The organism is Curvibacter lanceolatus ATCC 14669, from assembly GCF_000381265.1.
In the GTDB taxonomy this organism is placed as follows: domain Bacteria; phylum Pseudomonadota; class Gammaproteobacteria; order Burkholderiales; family Burkholderiaceae_C; genus Curvibacter; species Curvibacter lanceolatus.
Window position 1 is genome coordinate 221707 of record NZ_KB906254.1, and the last position, 21880, is coordinate 243586.

General features: G+C 66.7%; 19 protein-coding genes. 12 read left to right on the top strand and 7 right to left on the bottom strand.

Annotated elements, in window-relative coordinates; all coding sequences use genetic code 11:
• Positions 1-266: 266 nt before the first annotated feature.
• The 4 genes from F624_RS0105330 (at position 267) to F624_RS0105345 (ending at position 4757) form a co-directional block, all read left to right on the top strand.
• On the top strand, positions 267-1115 hold the full coding sequence (locus F624_RS0105330; protein WP_031254182.1) for a GNAT family N-acetyltransferase: 849 nt from the start codon (positions 267-269) through the stop codon (positions 1113-1115).
• Positions 1115-1978 carry a UDP-2,3-diacylglucosamine diphosphatase gene (locus tag F624_RS0105335; RefSeq protein WP_019573238.1) on the top strand — a complete coding sequence of 288 codons (864 nt, stop codon included), beginning with the start codon at positions 1115-1117 and terminating at the stop codon, positions 1976-1978. Before F624_RS0105330 ends, F624_RS0105335 begins: the two co-directional genes overlap by 1 nt.
• A 227-nt stretch (positions 1979-2205) precedes the next feature.
• Positions 2206-4278 carry a polyphosphate kinase 1 gene (ppk1, locus tag F624_RS0105340; protein ID WP_043425524.1) on the top strand — a complete coding sequence of 691 codons (2073 nt, stop codon included), beginning with the start codon at positions 2206-2208 and terminating at the stop codon, positions 4276-4278.
• A gap of 17 nt (positions 4279-4295) precedes the next feature.
• The gene (locus F624_RS0105345; RefSeq protein ID WP_019573240.1) at positions 4296-4757 is read left to right on the top strand and encodes a SixA phosphatase family protein; all 462 of its coding nucleotides are present in this window, start codon (positions 4296-4298) and stop codon (positions 4755-4757) included.
• Between the two features lie 36 nt (positions 4758-4793).
• On the opposite strand, the gene F624_RS32165 is transcribed toward F624_RS0105345, so the two are convergent.
• Positions 4794-5483 carry a hypothetical protein gene (locus F624_RS32165; protein WP_019573241.1) on the bottom strand — a complete coding sequence of 230 codons (690 nt, stop codon included), beginning with the start codon at positions 5481-5483 and terminating at the stop codon, positions 4794-4796.
• Between the two features lie 161 nt (positions 5484-5644).
• Positions 5645-7123, bottom strand: a complete 1479-nt coding sequence (gene ppx / locus F624_RS0105355; RefSeq protein ID WP_019573242.1) for an exopolyphosphatase — start codon at positions 7121-7123, stop codon at positions 5645-5647.
• A 376-nt stretch (positions 7124-7499) separates the two neighbouring features.
• Between ppx and pstS the strand changes: the two genes are divergently transcribed.
• The 7 genes from pstS (at position 7500) to phoR (ending at position 14166) form a co-directional block, all read left to right on the top strand.
• Positions 7500-8540, top strand: coding sequence for a phosphate ABC transporter substrate-binding protein PstS (gene pstS / locus F624_RS0105360; RefSeq protein ID WP_031254191.1), 1041 nt, complete (start codon positions 7500-7502; stop codon positions 8538-8540).
• A gap of 107 nt (positions 8541-8647) precedes the next feature.
• The gene (gene pstC, locus F624_RS0105365; RefSeq protein WP_051107324.1) at positions 8648-9613 is read left to right on the top strand and encodes a phosphate ABC transporter permease PstC; all 966 of its coding nucleotides are present in this window, start codon (positions 8648-8650) and stop codon (positions 9611-9613) included.
• Complete coding sequence (gene pstA, locus F624_RS0105370) at positions 9610-10497, top strand: phosphate ABC transporter permease PstA (RefSeq protein ID WP_019573245.1); 888 nt, start codon at positions 9610-9612, stop codon at positions 10495-10497. Before pstC ends, pstA begins: the two co-directional genes overlap by 4 nt.
• Before the next feature lie 15 nt (positions 10498-10512).
• Positions 10513-11292 carry a phosphate ABC transporter ATP-binding protein PstB gene (pstB, locus tag F624_RS0105375; protein ID WP_019573246.1) on the top strand — a complete coding sequence of 260 codons (780 nt, stop codon included), beginning with the start codon at positions 10513-10515 and terminating at the stop codon, positions 11290-11292.
• Positions 11293-11302: 10 nt separating this feature from the next.
• Entirely contained in the window at positions 11303-12004 is a 702-nt protein-coding gene (phoU, locus tag F624_RS0105380) for a phosphate signaling complex protein PhoU (RefSeq protein WP_031254193.1), read from the top strand.
• A 6-nt stretch (positions 12005-12010) separates the two neighbouring features.
• A complete protein-coding gene (gene phoB, locus F624_RS0105385; RefSeq protein WP_019573248.1) occupies positions 12011-12754 on the top strand; it encodes a phosphate regulon transcriptional regulator PhoB in 744 nt (247 codons plus the stop codon).
• Positions 12755-12780: 26 nt separating this feature from the next.
• A complete protein-coding gene (gene phoR, locus F624_RS0105390; protein ID WP_031254196.1) occupies positions 12781-14166 on the top strand; it encodes a phosphate regulon sensor histidine kinase PhoR in 1386 nt (461 codons plus the stop codon).
• On the opposite strand, the gene F624_RS0105395 is transcribed toward phoR, so the two are convergent.
• The 4 genes from F624_RS0105395 to F624_RS0105410 form a co-directional block, all read right to left on the bottom strand.
• Entirely contained in the window at positions 14114-15463 is a 1350-nt protein-coding gene (locus tag F624_RS0105395) for an MATE family efflux transporter (RefSeq protein WP_031254197.1), read from the bottom strand. The genes phoR and F624_RS0105395 overlap by 53 nt on opposite strands.
• A gap of 2 nt (positions 15464-15465) precedes the next feature.
• A complete protein-coding gene (locus F624_RS0105400) occupies positions 15466-17169 on the bottom strand; it encodes a hypothetical protein (RefSeq protein WP_031254199.1) in 1704 nt (567 codons plus the stop codon).
• 147 nt (positions 17170-17316) lie between these two features.
• A complete protein-coding gene (locus F624_RS0105405; RefSeq protein ID WP_019573252.1) occupies positions 17317-17583 on the bottom strand; it encodes a type B 50S ribosomal protein L31 in 267 nt (88 codons plus the stop codon).
• A gap of 126 nt (positions 17584-17709) precedes the next feature.
• Positions 17710-19017: an ArgE/DapE family deacylase gene (locus tag F624_RS0105410; RefSeq protein WP_019573253.1), complete on the bottom strand. Its 1308-nt coding sequence runs from the start codon at positions 19015-19017 to the stop codon at positions 17710-17712.
• A 125-nt stretch (positions 19018-19142) separates the two neighbouring features.
• Between F624_RS0105410 and F624_RS0105415 the strand changes: the two genes are divergently transcribed.
• Positions 19143-20546, top strand: a complete 1404-nt coding sequence (locus F624_RS0105415; RefSeq protein ID WP_031254201.1) for an amidase family protein — start codon at positions 19143-19145, stop codon at positions 20544-20546.
• 23 nt (positions 20547-20569) lie between these two features.
• On the opposite strand, the gene F624_RS0105420 is transcribed toward F624_RS0105415, so the two are convergent.
• Positions 20570-21874: an aspartate aminotransferase family protein gene (locus F624_RS0105420; RefSeq protein WP_019573255.1), complete on the bottom strand. Its 1305-nt coding sequence runs from the start codon at positions 21872-21874 to the stop codon at positions 20570-20572.
• Between the last annotated feature and the right edge of the window lie 6 nt (positions 21875-21880).

Genomic DNA, 21880 nt, shown 5'->3' on the forward strand with positions numbered 1-21880 from the left:
CAGCTGACCGCTGAGCCTTGTGCCCCCTGGCTGCATGGATGCACGGCGCCAGACGGATGTCACGGTTTTGCCATCCCCATGACATGACCCGGTCACGCCGGCTGAAGAGACTCCTTCACAGAGCAGCTGGCTGCCCGATCCCTGGTGTGACCCGGATCGGCGCCGAGCTTGCAGCGGTGGGGCGGGCCAGCTTGGCGGCCCCTTTCAGCATTCGGCGTGCGGCTGACCAGATGCAGCCCCGCCTGTCAGTCGCCCAGGAGCCCACGATGAAAGAGTTGCCCAACCCGACCTTCCCGCTGTCGCCGATTGCCTTGCCTCGGGGGTCGCTTCATCGAGGCGACCACTCAGCTGAGCGCCCGCACAGCGCTGCGGATGCGGCAACTGGGCGCGGGGGTATTCAGGTTTCGTGGGCGCGACACCTTGACGAAGTGCGCGAAGCCCAGCGCCTGAGGTTCGATATCTTCGCCGGTGAGATGGGGGCCCGCCTGGCCACCTCGGTGCCGGGGCACGATGTGGACCTGTTCGATGACTACTGCGAGCACCTGCTGGTGCGCGAGCAGCACAGCGGCAAGGTGATCGGCACCTACCGCGTGCTGACCCCGGTGCAGGCCAAGCGCATCGGCAGCACCTACAGCGACATGGAGTTCGACCTGACCCGCCTGCGCATGCTGCGCTCGCGCATGGTCGAGCTGGGCCGAAGCTGCGTGCACGCCGAGCACCGCCAGGGTGGGGTGATCATGGCCTTGTGGGGCGCCTTGGCCGAGTTCATGGTGCGCAACCAACTCGACACCATGATCGGCTGCGCCAGCATCCCGATGCTGCACAACGGCGTGGTCAGCGGCGACGCGGCAGCCAGCATCTGGCGCCAGCTGCGCGAGACGCACCTGGCCCCCATCGAGTACCACGTGCTGCCCCGCCTGGCCCTGCCGGTCGAACAGCTCGATGACAGCCTGCAGATCGAGCCGCCGGCGCTGATCAAGGGCTACCTGCGCCTGGGCGCCAAGGTGCTGGGTGCGCCGGCCTGGGACCCCGACTTCAACACGGCCGATCTGCCCATGCTCATGCGCATCGCCGATCTGCCCTCCCGCTACCGCAAGCACTTCCTGGGTGTCTGATGAGAACCAGCTTCGAGGCGCTGAACCAGTGGGCCACCCAGGGCCCGCCCGTGGAGGCCGAGGCCGACCCGGGGGGGGAAGAGGGCCGCAACCGGGTGCGCGCCGTGTTCATCTCCGACCTGCATCTGGGCACCCCGGGCTGCCAGGCCGAGGCCCTGCTCGACTTCCTCAAGCACCACCCGAGCGACACCCTGTACCTGGTGGGTGACATCATCGATGGCTGGCAGTTGCGGCGCCGCTGGTTCTGGCCCCAGGCCCACAATGATGTGGTGCAGAAACTGCTGCGGCGCGCTCGCAAGGGCTGTCAGATCATCTTCATTCCCGGCAACCACGACGAGTTTGCCCGTGGCTTTGTGGGGCATTCCTTCGGTGGCATCGAGGTGGTTGAGCAGGCCATCCATACCACGCTGGACGGGCGGCGCCTCTGGGTCATCCATGGCGATCATTTCGATGGCGTGATCCAGTGTGCCAAGTGGCTCGCCTACCTGGGCGACAACCTCTATGAGTTGCTGCTGCGCCTGAACCGGCACCTCAACAACCTGCGGGGCCGCCTGGGCCTGCCTTACTGGTCGCTGTCGGCCTACCTCAAAGGCAAGGTCAAGAAGGCGCTGAACTACGTGATGGACTTTGAGGTGGCGGTGGCCACCGAGGCACGCCGCCGCGGGCTGGATGGCGTCGTGTGCGGGCATATCCATCGGGCCGAAATGCGCACCATCCAGGGCACGCTGTATTGCAACGATGGCGACTGGGTTGAAAGCCATACCGCGCTGGTTGAGCACTTTGACGGACGACTGGAGTTGGTGCACTGGAACCCCAGCCTGGGCCAGCCACACGGTACGGCGATCAAGGCGCTCAGCGCTTGAGTTCATCAACCATTGATAAAGTGGAACCCATCGGTCGAAAATGGACTTGTCATGCATTTGTCATCAAAAGGCTGGCTTCGGTATGAATAATGTTGGCGACCTGTTCCTGCCCTGCCGGGTCGGCGGGTTGCCTTCCGGCTGAGTGCCGCCCCCCGGCGCCTGCCGGCATGCCTGTCTGAGGTTTTTGCTTGTCCATCTCCGCTACGTCACTCCCGTCCGAACCTGCCGTGCCTGATTCGGCGCAGCCCTTCCCATTGCTGGATCGCGATCACAGCATCCTGGCCTTCAATGACCGTGTCATGGACTGGGCCCGCCGCAGCGATGTTCCGCTGCTGGAGCGGCTTCGTTTTCTGTGCATCGTCTCCTCCAACCTCGACGAATTCTTCGAGGTGCGTGTGGCCCCGCACCTGATTGCCCTGCAATTGCGTGACCCCCGTGGCACCTACAGCAGCAACTCGTTCGAAGCCTTGGCCGTGCGCGCCCATGATCTGGTCGAGCGGCAGTACAAGCTCTACAACGACCAGTTGATCCCCGCCCTGGCGCGTCTGGGCATCCGCATCGTCTCGCATGGCGACCGCAATGCCGAGCAGCGTCGCTGGGTGCGCGACTATTTCGAGCGCGAGGTGCGTCCCCTGCTGGTGCCGGTCGGGCTGGACCCGGCCCACCCCTTTCCCCAGGTGGCCAACAAGTCGCTCAATTTCATCGTGCGCCTGCGCGGTCAGGATGCCTTTGGTCGCGAGAACGAGGTGGCCATCGTCAAGGTGCCCCGGGTGTTGCCCCGCGTCATCCGCATGCCGGCCCGGGTGTCGGGCAAGGGGGTCAGCTTCGTCAGTCTGTCCAGCGTCATCCGGGCGCATCTGCACGACCTGTTCGCCGGGCGCGAAGTCACCGAGTTTTCGCAGTTCCGGGTCACACGCCACTCCGATCTGGCCTTTGATGAGGAAGATGTGCGCGACCTGCGTGCCGCGCTGCGCCAGGGCCTGGAGCACCGCAACTACGGCCAGGCCGTGCGCCTGGAGGTTTCGGCGGGCTGCTCCAAGTTCCTGTCCGACTTTCTGCTGTCCCAGTTCAGCCTGCCCGTCGGCGCGCTGTACCGTGTGCATGGCCCGGTCAATCTGGTGCGCCTGACCCAGCTGATCGATCTGATGAACGAGCCTTCGCTGCTCTTTCCGGCCTGGAAGGCCGCACTGCCGCGGCAGTTGCAGCAAGGCACCTCGATCTTCGAGCAGGTGGCGCAGCGCGATGTGCTGATCCACCAGCCCTTTGAGAGCTTTGATGGCGTGCTGGGCTTTCTGCGCGAGGCCGTCAATGACCCGCAGGTGCTGGCCATCAAGCAGACCATCTACCGCACCGGGTCGGATTCGGAGCTGATGGAGCTGTTGCGCGAAGGCGTGCGCCGCGGCAAGGAAGTCACGGCCGTGGTCGAGCTCAAGGCCCGCTTCGACGAAGAGGCCAACATCAACTGGGCCGAGGCACTGGAGTCCATCGGTGCCCAGGTGGTGTATGGCGTGGTCGGCCTGAAGACCCACGCCAAGATGCTCTTGGTGACCCGCCGCGAAGGCCGTGTGCTGCGCCGCTATGGGCACCTCTCCACCGGCAATTACAACCCGCGCACCGCGCGCCTCTACACCGACCTGAGCTGCCTCACGGCCAACCCGGATCTGACCGCTGAAATGGACCTGGTGTTCTCTCACCTGGCCAGCCAGAACCGGCTGCCTCGTCTCAAGCACCTGTGGGTGGCCCCATTCCACCTGCACGCCAAGACCCTGGAGGCCATCCGCCAGGTGGGCCTGGCGGCCGAGCGGGGCGAGGGCGGGCGCATCGTGGCCAAGATGAATGCACTGACCGATGAGCCCCTGATCCGTGCCCTGATCGAGGCCGGCCAGCGCGGTGCCCGCATCGACCTGATCATCCGCGGGGCCTGCATGTTGCCTGCCGGGGTGCCGGGGCAGACCGACAACATCCGGGTGCGCTCCATCATCGGGCGCTTTCTGGAGCACTCACGCGTCTTCTATTACCGCATGGGCGATCAAGAGCAGCTCTACCTGTCCAGTGCCGACTGGATGAACCGCAATATGCTGCGCCGGGTGGAGGTGTCCTGGCCCGTCAACGACCCCGAACTGCGCCAGCGCATCATTGATGAATGCTTGGTGGGCTACCTGTGCGACGACCGTGATGCCTGGAACTTGGGTGCCGACGGCGTCTACCAGCGGGTGGAGCCTGCGGGCGAGGTGGCCCACGGCGTTCAGCAAGCCTTGATGGACCGCTACGGCGGCGATTCCAAACCCAAGAAAACCTGACCTGGAGTTTTGCCCCCATGGACCTGATCTTGTGGCGACATGCCGAAGCTGAAGACGATGCCGGTGCCATGGAAGACCTGGCCCGCAACCTGACCCCTAAGGGGGAAAAGCAGGCCATGCGCATGGCGGCCTGGCTGGATCGGCAGTTGCCGGAGGGCTTGAGGGTGCTGTGCAGCCCAGCCCGGCGCACTGAGCAGACGGCCCTGGCCTTGGGCCGCAAGTACAAATTGCGTGCCGAGTTGCTGCCTGGGGGGCAGGTGTCGGATCTGCTCGAGTTGGCGCAGTGGCCGCGTCAGCGGGGGGCTGTGCTGGTGATCGGCCACCAGCCCATGCTGGGCCAGACGGTGGCCCACCTGCTGGGCTTGCCTGAGGGGGAGTGCTCTGTGCGCAAGGGGGCGGTCTGGTGGCTGCGCCACCGCGAACGGCAGGGCGAATCTCAGACCGTGGTGGTCACCGTCCAGGTTCCTGAATTGCTGTGACCTTCAGGCCTCCTGCTCGGCAGGGGGCCGTTCGCATCAGGCTTTGCCGGCCTTCTTGGGGGCTGTCACCGGCGGCTTTTCGGCGGCGGGACGGCCTGTCTTGATCGAGGGGATGGCCTTCAGGGCTTTCAGAAACGCTTCCTGACCCAGGCCCGCCAGCAGACGCACCCCAGCGCGCAGAATCTCGCTCTTCTTGGGGCTGTGGGCCAGCAGGTGGGCACGTTGCTTGAGCTCGGCCAGCACGTCGTACTCATCCTTGGGGATGGTGAAGCTGTCGCGCACCAGTTTGGCTTTTTTGGCCTTCACTTCGGGCTCGGCTGCTTTCTTGGGCTTGCTTTCCTTGACCTTTTTGGTGGCTTCGACCTTGGGCTTGGCGGGAGCGGGCGCAGTGGCCGCCACCGGGGCGGCTTTGGGCTTGGCGGCGGGCTTGCTCACGGCCTTCTTGGGGGCGGGGCTGGCCTTGGCGGCTTTGGCATCCTTGGCGGGGGCCTTCACGGTCTTCGCCTTGGCGGGAGCCGCAGCCTTCACCGGTGGGGTCGCCTTGACCGGTGCTGTTGTCTTCACGGGCGCAGCGGCCACGGGCTTGGCAGCGGGCTTGACGGCCGGCTTTTCGGCGGCCTTCACCACTGGGGCGCTGGCTGGGGTGGCAGCCGGCGCTGGCGTCGTGGCCACGGGGGCGGCCGCAGGGGGTGTCGGGGTGTCTTTTTTGTCGGTGGTGCTGGTCATCAAAACTCCTTGAGTTAATCGGTATAAACAGTATATACGGTTTAATTCAGTGTTTGTATGGTCACTCCCGTGCCAGCCAGGGGCGTAAGTCTGTGATGAAAAAAGCCCCCGGTTGCCGCAAGGGGCCGGGGGCTGGCAGGCTGGAGTGCAGGGCAGGGCGCTCAGGACACCAACAGATCCAGCGACCAGGGTGTCTTTTGCCAGGCGATGGCTTCCTCGCGCAGCAGGTGGGCGGATTGCGGATATTGCTGGCACCAGGCCTGGCTCAGGTGCAGGGTGTAGGCCATGCCATCACAGGCCAGCGCCAGCGGGGCCAGGTCGGGGTTGCGGCGGGCGTGACACAGCGCCACAGCGAGGCGCAGGCAAAGCAGCTGCGCCACGAAGGCGGCATCGCTGAAGTCGGCCTCGAGCTTGCGCAGCTTGCCGCGGTGGCCCAGGATCAGCAGGCTGAGCCGGTGCAGTTCGGGCAGGGCAAAGCCGGGTGCGTCGGTGTTGTCCAGGATGTAGGCGCCGTGCCGGTGGTAGTCGCTGTGCGAGATCTGGATGCCGATCTCGTGCAGGCTCGCCGCCCAGGCCAGCTTGCGTTCGGCGCGTTCGTCCAGCGGGCTTTCGACCTGGCGGTACAGCGTCAGGGCGGCATCGCGCACACGCTCTGCCTGGGCCTGGTCGACCTGGAAGCGTTCGCACAGCGAGACCACGGTGGTGGCACGCAGGTCGGTGTGGGGTTGTTCACGGTCGAGCAGGTCGTACAGAACACCCTGGCGCAGGGCGCCTTGAGCCACGTGCATTTCATCGATGCCCAGCAGATCGAAGATGGCGGTCAGAACGCTGACCCCGCCGCCGATGACGGCGCGGCGGTCGTCTTTCAGGCCTTCCATGCGCACCCGTTCGGCGCTCTGGGCGCGCAGCAGGCGCTCCTTGAGCCAATGCAGGGCGCTGCGGCTGATCACGCCACTCGGTTCACCGGCCGCGGCCAGGACGTCGGCCACCGCGCCCACGGTGCCGGACGAGCCGTAGGCAATGTCCCAGCTGTCGCGGCGGTAGCTGTCCAGGGCTTCGTCGAGCACAGCCTTGGCGGCGATCTCGGCGGTCATGAAGGCCTGCTGCGTGAACAGGCCTTGCGGAAAGTACTTCATCGACCAGGCGACGCTGCCCACGCGGTACGAGGCCATCACCTGAGCGTTGTACTGCTGGCCCAGGATCATCTCGGTGGAGCGTCCGCCGATGTCGATCACCAGCCGGCGCTCATCCGATTGGGGCAGCAGGCGGGCCACGCCCTGATAAATCAGGCGAGCCTCTTCGGGGCCGGAGATCACGTCGATCGGAAAGCCCAGGATCTCGGTGGCCCGGACCAGAAAGTCGTCGCGGTTGCGGGCTTCGCGCAGGGTCTGGGTGGCCACGGCACGCACCTGGGTGCGCGGGAACCCGGCCAGGCGCTCGGCAAACCGGGCCAGGCAATCCCAGCCGCGTTGCATGGCGTCAGCGCGCAGACGACGCTCCTCGTCCAGGCCGCTGCCCTGGCGCACAGTCTCCTTCAGGTATTCGCTGCGCTGGATCTGACCGTGTTGCAGGCGGCCGATTTCAAGTCTGAAGCTGTTCGACCCCAGGTCGACAGCGGCAATGAGTGTTCCGTTTTGCATTTGATGGCAGCGCTTGGGTCCGGTCACTCTGCGGCGGCAGGTGAGTTCGTCGCCGCTTGCGTACTGGGCTGTGAAGGGGTGGGGTTCGGGATCCGGAGTCTGTTGAGACAAGTTCGCTGGTCGCCAGACTCCGGCCTGCGTGGTGGCCGAACCTGACAGCAGCGATTGTGGCTGCGACCGACAGGACACTGACCGACTACCCCGTATTTTTCACGCGTTTCGCAGTCTAGAAGCGGTTTATGACAGTTGGGTGACCGAATTTGAGTCGATTGTGACAAAAAACCTGTGTTTCCAGTGTTTTGGGGGGCTGTCACGCAACTGTCATCAAGGCCAACTAGAGTCCATTCAACTCTCCAACCCACCAAGGTGAATTGATATGACCTGGACGATTCGTATGGCCGTTGCCGGCGCTGTGGCCGCTTTGCTCTCTCCCGCCAGCTGGGCTCAACAGGAAGCCACCGGCGCAGGTGCCAGCTTCCCGGCCCCCCTCTACTCGAAGTGGGCTGCTGATTACAACAAGGCCACCGGCGTCAAGATCAACTACCAATCGGTGGGTTCGGGTGCCGGCATCCGCCAGATCGAAGCCAAGACCGTGGACTTTGGTGCTTCCGATGCCCCGCTGACCGATGACGACCTGAAGGCCAAGGGCCTGGTCCAGTTCCCCACCGTGATTGGTGGCGTGGTGCCGGTGATCAACGTCAAGGGCCTGACCCCGGGCCAATTGAAGTTGACTGGTGCTGTGCTGGCTGACATCTACCTGGGCAAGATCACCCACTGGAATGACGCCGCCATCAAGTCGCTGAACGCCGGGCTGACCCTGCCGGACTCGCCAATCGCCGTGGTGCGTCGCGCCGATGGCTCGGGCACCAGCTTCATCTTCACCAACTACCTGAGCAAGGTCAGCCCCGAATGGAAGAGCAAGGTCGGTGAAGGCACTGCCGTGAACTGGCCCACCGGCGCCGGTGGCAAGGGCAATGAAGGCGTGGCCGCCTTCCTCGGTCGTCTGCCTGACTCCATCGGCTACCTGGAGTACGCCTACGTCAAGCAGAACAAGCTCAACTACGTGCAACTGCAGAATGCGGCCGGTTCCTACGTGGCCCCGGACGATCTGACCTTCAAGGCCGCCGCTGCCGGCGCCACCTGGAGCAAGAGCTTCTACCAGATCCTGACCAACCAGCCTGGCAAGGATTCCTGGCCCATCACGGGCGCCACCTTCATCCTGATGCACAAGAAGCAGGACAAGCCGGCCCAGGCCACCACCGCCCTGAAGTTCTTTGACTGGGCCTACAAGAGCGGTGACAAGACCGCCGTCGACCTGGATTACGTGCCCATGCCCGACAGCGTCAAGGAAGTGATCCTGAAATCCTGGGGTGAGATCCGCGAAGCTGCTGGCGACAAGCCGGTTGCCTTCAAGTGATTCCAGGCCTCTGACGTCTACTTCAGACCTGCTTTCGGGACTTTGTTGTGTCCACTACACTGCCGGTCAACCATGCCCCGCCCACCTCGGTGGGGCGTGCACAACCTATGACCACACCTCCTTCTCAACGCCCGCTGTTGTCGGGTGCGATGGCTGACCGCCTTTTTGGCTGGCTGGCCAAGGCCGCTGCCATCCTGACCCTGGGCCTTCTTTTCGGCATCTTGCTGTCGCTGGTTGTCGGCGCCTGGCCGTCGATTGAAAAATACGGCCTGAGCTTTCTGGTGCGCAGCGTCTGGGATCCGGTCCAGTCCGATTTCGGCGGCCTGGTGATGATCTACGGCACGCTGGCCACCTCGCTGATCGCACTGGCCATCGCCGTGCCGGTCAGCTTCGGCATTGCCCTGTTCCTGACCGAACTCTCCCCGGCCTGGCTCAAGCGCCCCCTGGGCACCGCCATCGAGTTGCTGGCTGCCGTGCCCTCCATCGTGTATGGCATGTGGGGCCTGATGGTGTTCGGCCCCATCCTGGCGCGCTTCGTCCAGCAACCCCTGCAGGCCTTGCTGAAGGGCGTGCCGGTGCTGGGCTCCTTCGTCTCCGGCCCTCCGGTGGGCATCGGTATTTTGTCGGCCGGCATCATCCTGGCCATCATGATCATCCCCTTCATCGCTTCGGTGATGCGCGACGTGTTCGAAGTGACCCCGCCGCTGCTCAAGGAATCGGCCTACGGTCTGGGTTCCACCACCTGGGAAGTGGTCTGGAAGGTTGTGCTGCCCTACACCAAGACCGGTGTTCTGGGTGGCGTGATGCTGGGTCTGGGCCGGGCGCTGGGCGAGACCATGGCGGTCACCTTCGTGATCGGCAACATGAACCAGCTCAATTCGCTGAGCGTGTTCGAGGCGGCCAACAGCATCACCTCCGCGCTGGCCAACGAGTTTGCCGAAGCCGGTGAAGGCCTGCACCAGGCCTCGCTGATCTACCTGGGCCTGGTCTTGTTCTTCATCACCTTCGTGGTGCTGTCGCTGTCCAAAGTGCTGCTCATGCGCCTCAAGAAGAACGAAGGAGCCCGCTCATGAACACCGCCGCTTCTTCCATCCTGGCCGAGCGCGCGGCGCTCGCCGCAGTGCGCCAGTCGCGCTATGCCAGCCGCAAGCGCGTCAACACCATCGCGCTGGCCCTGTCGCTGGCGGCCATGGCCTTTGGCGTGTTCTGGCTGATCTGGATCCTGTGGGAAACCGTCCGCCTGGGCTTTGGCGGCCTGAGTGTGGCGCTGTTCACCCAGTCCACACCGCCACCGAACGAGGTGGGTGGCATTGCCAATGCCATTTTCGGCTCGCTGGTCATGGTGGCCTTGTCCACCTTCATCGGCACGCCCATCGGCATCATGGCCGGCGTCTACCTGGCTGAGTACGACACCAAGAGCTGGCTGGCTTCGACCACGCGCTTCGTCAATGACATCCTGTTGTCCGCGCCCAGCATCGTGATCGGGCTGTTCGTCTACGCCATCGTGGTGGCCCGCTTCAAGAGCTTCTCGGGCTGGGCCGGCATCGTGGCCCTGGCACTGATCGTGATCCCGGTGGTCATCCGCACCACCGAGAACATGCTCACCCTGGTGCCTTCGGCGCTGCGCGAGGCCGCCTACGCCCTGGGCACGCCCAAGTGGAAGGTGATCATCATGATCACGCTGCGTGCCGCCAAGTCGGGGGTGATCACCGGGGTTCTGCTGGCTGTGGCCCGCATCTCGGGCGAGACCGCGCCCTTGCTGTTCACCGCGCTGAACAACCAATTCTGGAACTCGGACCTGTCCAAACCCATGGCCAGCCTGCCGGTGACCATCTTCAAATTTGCGATGAGCCCGTACGAAAACTGGCAACAACTGGCCTGGGCAGGTGTGTTCCTGATCACCCTGGCCGTGCTGGGGCTCAACATCCTGGCGCGTGTGCTGACCCGTCAGAAGTAAAGGCAAGGATTTTTCATGACCACATTCACCGTGCCCGATCAGCAAGCCAAGATTGCAGTGCGCAACCTGAACTTCTACTACGGCAAATTCCATGCCCTCAAAGGCATCAACTTGAACATCCCCGAGAAGAAGGTCACCGCCTTCATCGGCCCCTCGGGTTGTGGCAAATCGACCCTGCTGCGCACCTTCAACCGCATGTACGAGCTCTATCCCGAGCAACGTGCCGAAGGCGAAATCGTGCTGGATGGCGAGAACCTGCTCACCTCCAAGCAGGACGTGGCCCTGATCCGGGCCAAGGTCGGCATGGTTTTTCAGAAGCCCACCCCCTTTCCGATGTCGATCTATGACAACATCGCTTTCGGTGTGAAGCTGTTCGAGAACCTCAGCGCCACCGACATGGACGATCGCGTCGAATGGGCCCTGCGCAAGGCCGCCCTCTGGACCGAGGTGAAGGACAAGCTCAACCAGAGCGGTTCCGGCCTGTCGGGCGGTCAGCAGCAACGTCTGTGCATCGCCCGTGGCATCGCCATCAAGCCCGAGGTGCTGCTGCTTGACGAGCCCTGCTCGGCGCTCGACCCGATCTCCACGGCCAAGGTGGAAGAGCTGATCGCCGAGCTGAAAGACGACTACACCGTGGTCATCGTGACCCACAACATGCAGCAGGCGGCACGCTGCAGCGACTACACCGCCTACATGTACCTGGGCGATCTGGTCGAGTTCGGCGAGACAGAACAAATGTTCTTCAAGCCCACCCGCAAGGAAACAGAAGACTACATCACAGGCCGTTTCGGTTGAGGAGCGCAGCATGCCGGACAAACATCTTTCCACCCAGTTCGACAGTGACCTCAACGGCGTTTCGTCGCGGGTCATGGAGCTGGGCGGCCTGGTTGAATCCCAGATCCACCAAGCCATCTACTCGCTGTCGAACTTCAGCACCGAGGCCGCGGCCCAGGTGATCGACATCGAACAACGCGTCAACGCCATGGAGATCGAGATCGACCGCGATCTGGCCTCCATCATCGCGCGACGCCAGCCCACGGCACGCGACCTGCGCCTGCTGCTGGCCATCTCCAAGACCACCGCCAACCTGGAGCGCGTGGGCGACGAGGCCAGCAAGATCGCCCGCATGGTCAAGTCGATCATCGAAAGCGGTTCGGCCCGCCAGCTGCCCTCCACCGATCTGCGTGTGGCGGCTGACCTGGCTGCCGGCCTGCTGCGCAAGGCGCTCGACGCCTTTGCCCGGCTTGACACCAGCACGGCGGTGGCCATCCTCAAGGAGGATGACCTGATCGACCGCGAGTTCGACGGTTTTGTGCGCAAGCTCATCACCTACATGATGGAAGACCCGCGCACCATCTCGCCCAGCCTGGACCTGCTGTTCCTGGCCAAGGCGATCGAGCGCATCGGTGACCATGCCAAGAACATTGCCGAGTTCATCATCTATGTTGTCAAGGGCACGGATGTGCGCCACGCGTCCATTGACGACGTGGAGTCCGCCCTCCGGTGATCTGCCATGAAGAAGCTGCCCCATATCCTGATCGTTGAAGACGAGCCGGCGATTGCCGAGCTGATCGCGGTCAACCTGCGCCACAACGGCTTCCAGCCGGTGTGGGCTGAAGACGGCATCTCGGCCCAGCGCGAGCTGGACGCCGTGCTGCCCGATGTGATCCTGCTCGACTGGATGCTGCCTGGCCAGAGTGGCGTGGCGCTGGCGCGCAAATGGCGTGCCGATGCCCGCACCAAGGGCGTGCCCATCCTGATGCTGACTGCGCGTGGCGATGAGACCGACAAGGTGGCCGGCCTCGACGCCGGTGCCGATGACTACATCACCAAGCCCTTCTCGACCCAGGAACTGCTGGCACGCATCCGTGCCGTGCTGCGCCGCCGGGCCCCGGAGCAGGTGTCTGACACGGTCACCATCGGTGAGCTGGTGCTCGACGCGGCCACCTACCGGGTCACGTTCGCGGGCCAGCCACTCAAGGTCGGCCCCACCGAGTTCAAGCTGCTGCACTACCTCATGAAGCATTCCGAGCGCGTGCACAGCCGCTCGCAACTGCTGGACAAGGTGTGGGGCGACCACGTGTTCATCGAAGAGCGCACGGTCGACGTGCACGTCAAACGCCTGCGCGAGGCCTTGGGCGGCGCCGGCACCATGGTCGAGACCGTGCGCGGCGCGGGCTACCGACTCACCGGACAGCCCCAGGTGGCGGTGTCCGTCCCTGTCACTGTGTCCACTTCTGCGGCGGCTTCTGCTTGACGGCCTGAGCGGCCCGGGCCCTTTTCATGACATTCCGGTTTTTGACTTTTGCCGGGGCCCAATTCTTGGCGGTCCTGGCAGGGTGGTCGCTGGGCGACGCCCTGGGGGGGCTGGTGGCCTTGCTGCTGGGCACCTGGCTGTGGTTTTTGTTGGATCTGTGGCGCGGCCTGCGGGTGCGCCGCTGGTTGCGCAAGGGGCAGCTGGCCGATGCGCCGGCGATGGGCGGCTTGTGGGGTGAGGTCGCCGACCGGGCCCGGCGCATGCTGCGCCAGCTGGTCAAAAAGGCCGAAGACAGCGAGGCCCGCTTGCAGGAGTTCCTGCTCGCCATCCAGGCCTCGCCCAATGGCGTGGTGCTGCTCGACCCCGAGGGTCACATCGAATGGTGCAACCAGACGGCGGCCCAGCATTTCGGCTTCGACCCCGATCGGGATCTGATGCAGTCCATCGGCAACCTGTTGCGTGAGCCGGTGTTTGCGGCCTACTACGCCTCGCGCGACTACAGCCACGACATCGTGATGAATGGCCGTGGCAGCACCTTGTCGCGCCCGGTGCGCCTGTCGGTGCACCTGCATGGTTATGGCGAGGGCCGTCGCCTGCTGCTGTCGCGCGACATCACCGCCCTGGACCAGGCCGATGCCATGCGGCGCGACTTCGTGGCCAATGTGTCGCATGAGATCCGCACCCCGCTGACGGTGCTGTCGGGCTTCATCGAAACTCTGCAGACCCTGAACCTCGAAGACCACGAGCGCCAGCACTACCTGAACCTGATGTCCCAGCAGGCCAGCCGCATGCAGACCGTGGTCAGCGATCTGCTCACGCTGTCACGTCTGGAAGGCAGCCCCGCCCCGGGCCTGACCGAATGGGTGGGCGTGCAGGGGCTGCTCATGCATTGCGAGCAGGAATCCCAGGCCCTGTCGGGCGTGATCGGCAGCCACAGCGGGCGCCGCCACCAGATCCATTTCGACATCGAGGCGGCCCGCGGCGTCGACCTGGCCGGCTCGCACAACGAGCTGCAAAGCGCCTTGTCCAACCTGGTCAGCAACGCCGTGCGCTACACGCCAGGCGGCGGGAGCATCCAGGTCAGCTGGCACACGCTGCCAGACGGTCGTGCCGAGTTCGATGTGCGGGATTCGGGCCCGGGCATTGCCCCCGAGCACATTCCGCGCCTCACCGAGCGTTTTTACCGCGTCGACCGCAGCCGCTCGCGTGAAACCGGTGGCACGGGTCTCGGCCTGGCCATCGTCAAACACGTGGTGCAGCGCCATGGGGCCCAGCTCAACATCGAAAGCACGCTGGGCGTGGGGTCGCGGTTTTCCATCGTGTTCCCGGCCAGCCGCTTGCGTCAGGCCGCACCGTCCCTCACGGGGCCGGCACCATCGGCCGGTGCACAGCGCGCCAAAGAAGCGGCATGAAGATGGCCGCCACCGCGGCCAATGCCACGGTGCTGCCGGCCCAGAAGGCATCGGGCCGGGCCCAGGGCGCCCACCCGGCCAGGCCGCGGTAGGCCAGCCAATAGCCGCCGCCCAGTCCGGCGCCCCACAACAGGGTGCTGTACACCACCAAGGTCACCACCGTCACGCGGTAGCAGCGCAGCACAAACACGCACACAGTCTGGGCCGCATCGAACAGGTGGTACAGCGCCACCCACACCAGCAAGGGCGCGGCTTGGTTAGCCACCTCGGCTTGCTGGGTGTAGAGCCGGGGCAGGCCGGCATGACCCAGCCACACCGTGGCTGAGCACAGCGTGGCCAGCCCCAGGGCCAGCAGCAAGCCGGTTCGGATCGCCTGCCGGGCGTGGGCCGGCTGGCGTGCCCCCAGCCAGTAGCTGGCGCGGGCACTGGTGGCGATCGCGATCGACAGCGGCACCATGTACAGCACGGCCATCAGGTTGGCCGCAATCTGGTGACTGGCCGCCGCGGTGGTGCCCAGGCGGGCAATGAACAGCGCCATCAGGGTGAAGGAGGTCACTTCGACCAGGATGGACAGGCCCGCCGGCAGGCCCAGGCGCAGAAACTGCCCCAACTGCTGCCAATCCGGTGGCTCGGGCCTCTTCCACAGGCGGTAAGGGTGGTACACCGTTTGCCGGCTCAGCATCAGCACGGCCAGGGCGGCCATTGCGCCGTTCACGGCCAGGGTGGCCCAGGCGCAGCCGGTGGCTCCCTCGGCCGCAACACCCGCGCCGCCCCAGGCCCACCACATCGACAACGGCACCTTCAGCGCCAGCCCCGCCAACTGCAGCCAGGTGACCAGGCGGGGCAGGTGCAGCGCCTGGTTCAGCGTGCTGTAGACGCGAAACAGCAGGGCCGGCGGCAGGGCCAGGGCCAGCACCTGCAGGTAGTGGCCCACATCGGCGCGTAATTCATCGGGCACCCCGGTCCAGCGCAGCAAGGCCTCGGGCTGCACCAGCACGCCAATGCCCAGCACCGAAGCCACCGCGCACAGGTACAGCGACTGGCGCACTGAACGCCCCACCTCCAGCGGGCGTCCTGCGCCTTCCAATTCGGCCCAGACCGGCAGCAGGGCCTGCAGCACGCCCATCAGGCCCACATAGACGCTGATGTACACGGCCGACCCCACTGCCAGCGCGGCCAGGGCTTCGGGGGAATGGCGACCCGCCACCAGGGTGTCGGTGACGCCGAAGGCCATCACCGCCAACTGGCCGGCCAGCACCGTGCCCGCGTGGCGGGCAATGAGGCGCAACTCGCTCAAGTTCAGCTCCCGGCCCGACGGTAGACCAGCACCGATTCGCGCTGCTCACCCTGGCGCCACACATTGGTCTCGTAGATCCAGTTCGGGCCGTCGTGGGTTTCCAGCCAGCCCACCAGCTGGTTGCGGTCCACCAGCAGCCAGTCACAGCGGGGGGCCGACCCGGTGGGCACCAGGCGCAGGTCGCCATGCACCTGGAAGGCCGCCGTCTGGTCGGGGCTCAGGCCGTAGACCTCGGCGCAGGTGGCCGTGCCCATCAGGGCCCGGGCCGAATGCACCATGCTGGCATAGCTCAGCGCGTAGTCGAGCAGCGGCAGCCACAGCGTCATCAGCAGAATCCAGCCCAGGGCCGCACCGCCAGCGGGCAGCACCAGGCTTTTCCAGATCGCGGCGCGGTGGCGACCGGCCCGCCACTTCACCAGCCACATCCAGGCGCCGGTGGCGGCCACCGCGCACAGCAGGGGGAGCCACGACAGCTCCGGCCGGAAGCCTGGGGCCAGGCGCGCCACGTTGGCGGCCGGTTGGGCCGGAAAGCCGGTCTGCATGGCCAGCCACACCACCCAGATCACCAGCGCAGCGCTGGTGAAGAACAGCAGCGTGAACCAGTCGATCAGCGCCCCCATGCTGCGGCTCAGGGTGGGCAGGGCGAAGGCGGCCAGGGTGGCCAGTGCGGGCAGGCCCAGCAACAGCGCACGGTCGGCCGGCTGCGTGCTGAAGGTGATCGCCACCGACACGGCCACGAAGCAGATGGGCAGCCCCAGGTGCAGGGGCCACCGCCCGTTGCGCAGATGATGGCGCCAGCGCCACAGCGACCACAGCGCCAGTGGCCAGGCCGGCCAGGCAAACCACAGCAGCAGGCGGGCCAGGCTGCGCGTCTCGCCAAAGCTGGGCCACACCAGGCGCCAGTGCGCCAGATCGAGCTGGTAGACCAGCGCGCCCACCGCGGCCGTCACGCCCGCGGCGGCCAGCGAGGCCTCGCGGGGCCAGCCTGGGCGTTGTCGGCCTTCGGTGTCGGCGTCGCTCTGCAGCCGGGTCAGGACGGCGCTGGCCGCGCCCAGCACCAGCGCCACCGTGGGCGCGCCGCTCAGGGCCAGGCCGCCCAGGCCCAGCACCAGGGCGGTCAGGGGTGTCCAGCGTCGGTAGGGGCTGGCGGCCACCGCATAGAAGGTGAGTGTGGTGCAGGTGAGTTGGGCCAGGTAAGAGGTGACCTCGTGGCTGGGCCGGGCCAGGCCCAGGCAGGCCATCAGCGCCAGCAGGCCGCCATCTGCCAGGGCGCGGGCGTAATCATTGGGTTGGGCCTCGCCGCCGAAGGCAAAGGCCACGGGTTGGGCCCGCGGGCTGCGGGCCAGGTAGTACACCCCGTACCAGGTGGCCACCAGGGTCAGGGCCAGCATGGCCATGAAGGGCAATCGGGTCACCAGCTCGGGGGCCCAGCTGCTTGGCGCCAGTTGCAGCATCCAGGCCCCGATCCAGTAAGCCAGCAGGCCATCGTTCTCGGGCGCCAGCCCGGCCAGGGTGGGTTGCATCCAGCGGGTGTGGCCGGCGGCCATTTCCAGCATGTAGCCCAGCTCGGCGATGTCGGCACCCTTCCAGGGCGCACGGCCCCAGAAGCCGGCCAGCACATAGGCGGCACACAGGCCGATCAGGGCCCAGCGGGGCAGGCGACGGACAGCGCTTTGGGCAACGATGGCGGGTGAGGTCGAGTTCAAGGTGCGGGTCTGGGTGAGGCGGGGCCACCGGGCCGTCCGGTGCGCGGGCAAAAACGCAGCGGGCAAGAAAAAAGGCAGCTCGGGGACCGGGCTGCCTTTTTAGCAGAAGTCGAAGCGGCGAAAGCGGCACAAGCCGCCGCCAATGACTTACTTGCTGGCGGTGGCCAGCTTGCCGAAACGGTTGCGGAAGCGTTCGACGCGACCACCCATGTTGTCCACCGACTTTTGGGTGCCGGTGTAGAAGGGGTGGGATTCGCTGGAGGTGTCCAGCTTGAACAGGGGCAGTTCGCGACCGTCTTCGGTCTTGCCCATTTCCTTGGTGTTCACGCAGGAACGGGTCACAAACTTGAAACCGTTGGAGAGGTCCACAAACAGGACTTCGCGGTAGTTCGGGTGAATGCCTTCTTTGGCCATGGTCTTACCTTTTAGGAAGTTGCGAGAGCCACTGCACAAACCACTGCACAGCACTTTTCGCCAAAAGCCCTCGATTATCCCATTTTTCTGACAGGCGGCTCAAGGCATTTCTGCCCCCAGCCCGATTTATATCGGTTCCACCCCGCACCAGTTCACCAGGTAATGGGCCAATGTCAGGGTGACCCGGCGCATGCTGGCCAGTGAAACGGCCTCGTCGATGCCATGGATGTCGCGCGCCAGCGGGCCGTAGTTGGTGACCGGGATGTCGGTCATCAGGCTGAAGTGGCGCCCGTCGGTGGTGGCGGTGCAGGCCAGGCGCTCGGCGTCGCGGCCGTTCACCGCCCGGTGGGCCTGGGCCAGGGCCTGCATGGCCGGGTGCTCCAGGTCGTACACGCAGCCTGGCGAGCGGTGGCCCCGGGTGCTGATCTCGACCTGCAGGGCCGGGTTCAGCGCCTGGGCCTTGGCGCGCAGGCGCTGGCTGATCTGAGCCACCGCGGCATCGGGCTCGGTGCCCGGGTAGTAGCTGCAGCGCAGGCCCAGGGTGCAGGTGCAGGGCACGGAAGAGTTCCATTCACCCCCCTCGATGCGCCCCAGGTTGAAGTTGATCGGGTGGGCCACGTCGCGGAAGGCCGGGTGGCGGTTCTCGGGTGCGTTCCACTCGGCTTCCAGCAGCTTCAGGTCGGCCATCAGTTCGTGGGCCGCCTCGATCGGGTTCAGGCCCTGGCCCATGTAGGCCACATGGGCGGGGCGGCCCGTCAGGGTGACGAACAGCCAGCTCACACCGACCTGGGCCGCCATCAGGGTTTCGGCAAAAGGCTCGGGGATGATCACCGCGTCGAAGTCGCTCAGGCGGGCCCGGGCCAGGGTGTTCTGCAGGGCATGCACCGTGGCCAGGGTGCCGTTGCCGGTGTTTTCTTCGTCCAGCACGGCATTGAAGCCGACCACCCCGGCCGGTTGCAGGCCGAGCCGGCGCAAGGCCTTGAACGCCATCAGGGCGCACACGATGCCGCCCTTCATGTCGCCCGCGCCCCGGCCGAACAGCCAGTCGTCCTTCACATGGGGCTCAAAGGGCGGTGCGCTCCAGAGCTGTTCGGGCCCGGTGGGCACCACGTCGAGGTGCCCGTTGAACAGCACCGAGCGTCCGCCCCCCTGTCTGGGCAGGTGGCGGGCCAGCAGGTTGTGCCGCCCGCCATCCGGGTCGCAGGGGCAAGAGAACATCGGTGAGCTGCGGATGCGATCGCTGTCGAGCACGATGCGTTCGCAGTCCAGGCCCAGCGCTTGCAGCCGGGCTTCCAGAAAATCGGCTGCCGGCTGCTCAGCCCCCGAGGGGCTGCGCGCGGCCACGAAGGCACTCAGGGTGTCGATCATCTCGGCATCCAGCTGGGCCACGGCCTGTTGCAAGCGGGCTGCGTCGGGGGTGGGGTGCATGGTCATTCCTTGGGCTGATGAAGGGGGAAACAGATGAATAGGGTTCGGCCCTGCGGGGCCCAGGCGGGCTGGCAAGCGGCCTGGGGGGTATGCTGCAGCGCATGTTCAACCCCGTGCAGGACCCGTCTGACATGAACGAACTCTGGCGTCTTTCGGCCACCGAGCTGGCCGCCCTGATCCGAACCCGGCGCGTCAGTGCCACCGAGGTGGCCCAGGCCGCGCTGGCGCGGCTGGAGGCGGTCAACCCGGCCCTCAACGCGGTGGTCGAGCACCGGCCCGAGCAGGTGCTGGCCCAGGCGGCGGGCGTGGATGCGGCGCTGGCCCGTGGCGAGGCCCTGGGCCCGCTGGCCGGCGTGCCGGTGACCACCAAGGTCAATGTCGATCAGCAAGGCTTTGCCACCACCAACGGCCTGCGCGCCCAGCAAGACTGGGTGGCGCAACACAACAGCCCGGTGGTCGACAACCTGGTGCGGGGCGGTGCGGTGCTGCTGGGGCGCACCAACACGCCGGCCTTCAGCTACCGCTGGTTCACCAGCAACCTGCTGCATGGCCGCACCCTCAACCCGCGCGACCCCCGCCTCACGCCCGGGGGCTCCTCGGGCGGCGCCGGGGCGGCCGTGGCGGCCGGCATCGGCGCCCTGGCCCATGGCACCGACATCGCCGGCTCGGTGCGCTACCCGGCCTATGCCTGTGGCGTGCACGGGCTGCGGCCCTCGCTGGGGCGCATTCCGGCCTACAACGCCAGCTCGCCCGAGCGGGGCATCGGCCCGCAGCTGATGGCCGCTTCGGGCCCGCTGGCCCGCAGCGTGGCCGACCTGCGCCTGGCCCTGCAGGTGATGTCGGCCGCCGATGCGCGCGACCCCTGGTGGGTGCCGGCGCCGCTGCAAGGCCCCGAGGTGCCGAAGCGGGTGGCCCTGTGCCTGCGCCCCGACGGCCTGGCCACCTGCCCCGAGGGCGTGGCTGCCTTGCTTGACGCGGCGCGCCGCCTGCGTGATGCGGGCTGGCAGGTGGAGGAGATCGATCAATTGCCGCCCCTGCGCGAGGCCGTCGAGCTGCAAAAGCGCCTCTGGATCGGCGACGGCTACGCCGCGCAATGGGCCGCTGCCCAGCGCGAGGGCGACCCCGGGGCACTGGCCGCACTGGCAGGCCAGCGTGCGCTGGCCGAGCGCCTGGACGCCAACAGCCTGCCGGCCACGCTCACCCGCCGCGCCACCCTGGTGCGCGAGTGGCAGCTGTTCTTCGAGCGTTACCCGGTGCTGCTGCTGCCCGTCAGTGCCGAACTGCCCTTTGAGAACGACCTGGACCTGCAGGGCGAGGCCGCCTACGCCCGGGTCTGGGAGGCCCAGATGACCCAGATCGGTCTGCCCCTGATGGGCCTGCCCGGCCTCACGGTGACCACCGGCCTGGTGGGCCGCACCCCGGTGGGCGTGCAGCTCACGGCGGCCCGCTTCCGCGAAGACCTGTGCCTGGCTGCGGGCGAGGCCATCGAGGCCGGCGGCGTGCCGGCCATGCCGGTCGATCCGGTATCGGCCTGAGCCCTGGCCGGGCACGGCGCTGTTCATGCGGCAGCGCTCAGCACCGCGTCCAGCCGCTCGACCAGTTCGTCGGCGTTGGCCCGCGAAAACACCAGGGGTGGGCGGATCTTCAGGCAGTTGGCCTGAGGGCCCGAGGCACTGAGCAGCACCCCGGCGCGGCGCATGCCGTTCACCACCCGGGCGGCCAGCGGCCCATCGGCCTGCCGGCTGGCGCGGTCATTCACCAGCTCCACGCTCACAAACAGGCCGGCCCCCCGCACATCGCCCACCGCCTCATGGCGGCCGGCCAGTGACTGCAGGCCCTCGCGCAGGTACTGGCCCACGGCCAGGGCGTTGGCCTGCAGCGACTCCTGCTCGATCACGTCGAGCACGGCGCTGGCCACCGCCATCGACACCGGGTTGCCCCCAAAGGTGTTGAAGTAGCGGCACTCGCGCCCGAAGGCGGCCAGCACCTCGGGCCGCACCGCCAGGCCGGCGACAGGGTGGCCGTTGCCCATGGGCTTGCCCAGGGTCACGATGTCGGGCACCAGGCCGTGGCGCTCAAAGCCCCAGAAGGCCTCACCGGTGCGGCCGAAGCCGGGCTGCACCTCGTCGGCGATGAACAGGCCGCCGGCTTCGCGCATGGCTTGCACGGCCGGCTGCAGAAAGCCCGCCGGGTCGGTGCACAGGCCGTCGCTGGAGAACACCGTGTCCACCAGCAGGGCCGCGGGCTGCAGGCCCTGGGCCTGCAAATCGGTGATGGCCGCACGCACATCGCGGGCCAGGCGCTGGCCCAGTTCGGCCGCGGGCTCGCGGTAGCTGTCGGGCGCGGCCACGGTGCGCACCGCAGCGCCCAGCTTCATGCCGGCGCCCAGCGAAGGCGAGGCCTCGGCCAGCACCGTGGTCACGCCGTGGTAGGCCCAGCGGGTGATGACCACGCCCTGCGCCCCGGTGTGGGCGCGTGCGATGCGCAGCGCCAGGTCGTTGGCTTCGCTGCCGGTGCAGGTGAACATGGCCTGGCCCAGCTCGCGGGGCAGGTGGCCCAGCAGGCGCTCGGCGTAGTCGAGCACGCCCTGGTGCAGGTAGCGGGTGTGGGTGTTGAGCTGGGCGGCCTGTTGGGTCAGGGCCTGCACCACGCGAGGGTGGGCGTGGCCCACGCTGGCCACGTTGTTGTAGGCGTCGAGGTAGCGCCGGCCCTGGGCGTCGTACAGCGACACGCCTTCGCCGCGCACCAGGTGCAGCGGCTCTTCGTAGAAAAGGCGGTAGGCGGGGCCCAGCAGGCGGGCGCGGCGTTCGAGCAGGGCGGTGGTGTCGGGTGGGCTGGAGGGCGAGTTGAAGGGAGTGTGCATGGTGAA

What these genes read in the sequence shown, in the direction of transcription:
- F624_RS0105330 (WP_031254182.1), top strand. Translation starts at nt 267, where the DNA reads ATGAAAGAGTTGCCCAACCCGACCTTCCCGCTGTCGCCGATTGCCTTG.
- F624_RS0105335 (WP_019573238.1), top strand. Translation starts at nt 1,115, where the DNA reads ATGAGAACCAGCTTCGAGGCGCTGAACCAGTGGGCCACCCAGGGCCCG.
- F624_RS0105345 (WP_019573240.1), top strand. Translation starts at nt 4,296, where the DNA reads ATGGACCTGATCTTGTGGCGACATGCCGAAGCTGAAGACGATGCCGGT.
- F624_RS32165 (WP_019573241.1), bottom strand. Translation starts at nt 5,483, where the DNA reads ATGACCAGCACCACCGACAAAAAAGACACCCCGACACCCCCTGCGGCC.
- ppx (WP_019573242.1), bottom strand. Translation starts at nt 7,123, where the DNA reads ATGCAAAACGGAACACTCATTGCCGCTGTCGACCTGGGGTCGAACAGC.
- pstS (WP_031254191.1), top strand. Translation starts at nt 7,500, where the DNA reads ATGACCTGGACGATTCGTATGGCCGTTGCCGGCGCTGTGGCCGCTTTG.
- pstC (WP_051107324.1), top strand. Translation starts at nt 8,648, where the DNA reads ATGACCACACCTCCTTCTCAACGCCCGCTGTTGTCGGGTGCGATGGCT.
- pstA (WP_019573245.1), top strand. Translation starts at nt 9,610, where the DNA reads ATGAACACCGCCGCTTCTTCCATCCTGGCCGAGCGCGCGGCGCTCGCC.
- pstB (WP_019573246.1), top strand. Translation starts at nt 10,513, where the DNA reads ATGACCACATTCACCGTGCCCGATCAGCAAGCCAAGATTGCAGTGCGC.
- phoU (WP_031254193.1), top strand. Translation starts at nt 11,303, where the DNA reads ATGCCGGACAAACATCTTTCCACCCAGTTCGACAGTGACCTCAACGGC.
- phoB (WP_019573248.1), top strand. Translation starts at nt 12,011, where the DNA reads ATGAAGAAGCTGCCCCATATCCTGATCGTTGAAGACGAGCCGGCGATT.
- phoR (WP_031254196.1), top strand. Translation starts at nt 12,781, where the DNA reads ATGACATTCCGGTTTTTGACTTTTGCCGGGGCCCAATTCTTGGCGGTC.
- F624_RS0105405 (WP_019573252.1), bottom strand. Translation starts at nt 17,583, where the DNA reads ATGGCCAAAGAAGGCATTCACCCGAACTACCGCGAAGTCCTGTTTGTG.
- F624_RS0105410 (WP_019573253.1), bottom strand. Translation starts at nt 19,017, where the DNA reads ATGACCATGCACCCCACCCCCGACGCAGCCCGCTTGCAACAGGCCGTG.
- F624_RS0105415 (WP_031254201.1), top strand. Translation starts at nt 19,143, where the DNA reads ATGAACGAACTCTGGCGTCTTTCGGCCACCGAGCTGGCCGCCCTGATC.
- F624_RS0105420 (WP_019573255.1), bottom strand. Translation starts at nt 21,874, where the DNA reads ATGCACACTCCCTTCAACTCGCCCTCCAGCCCACCCGACACCACCGCC.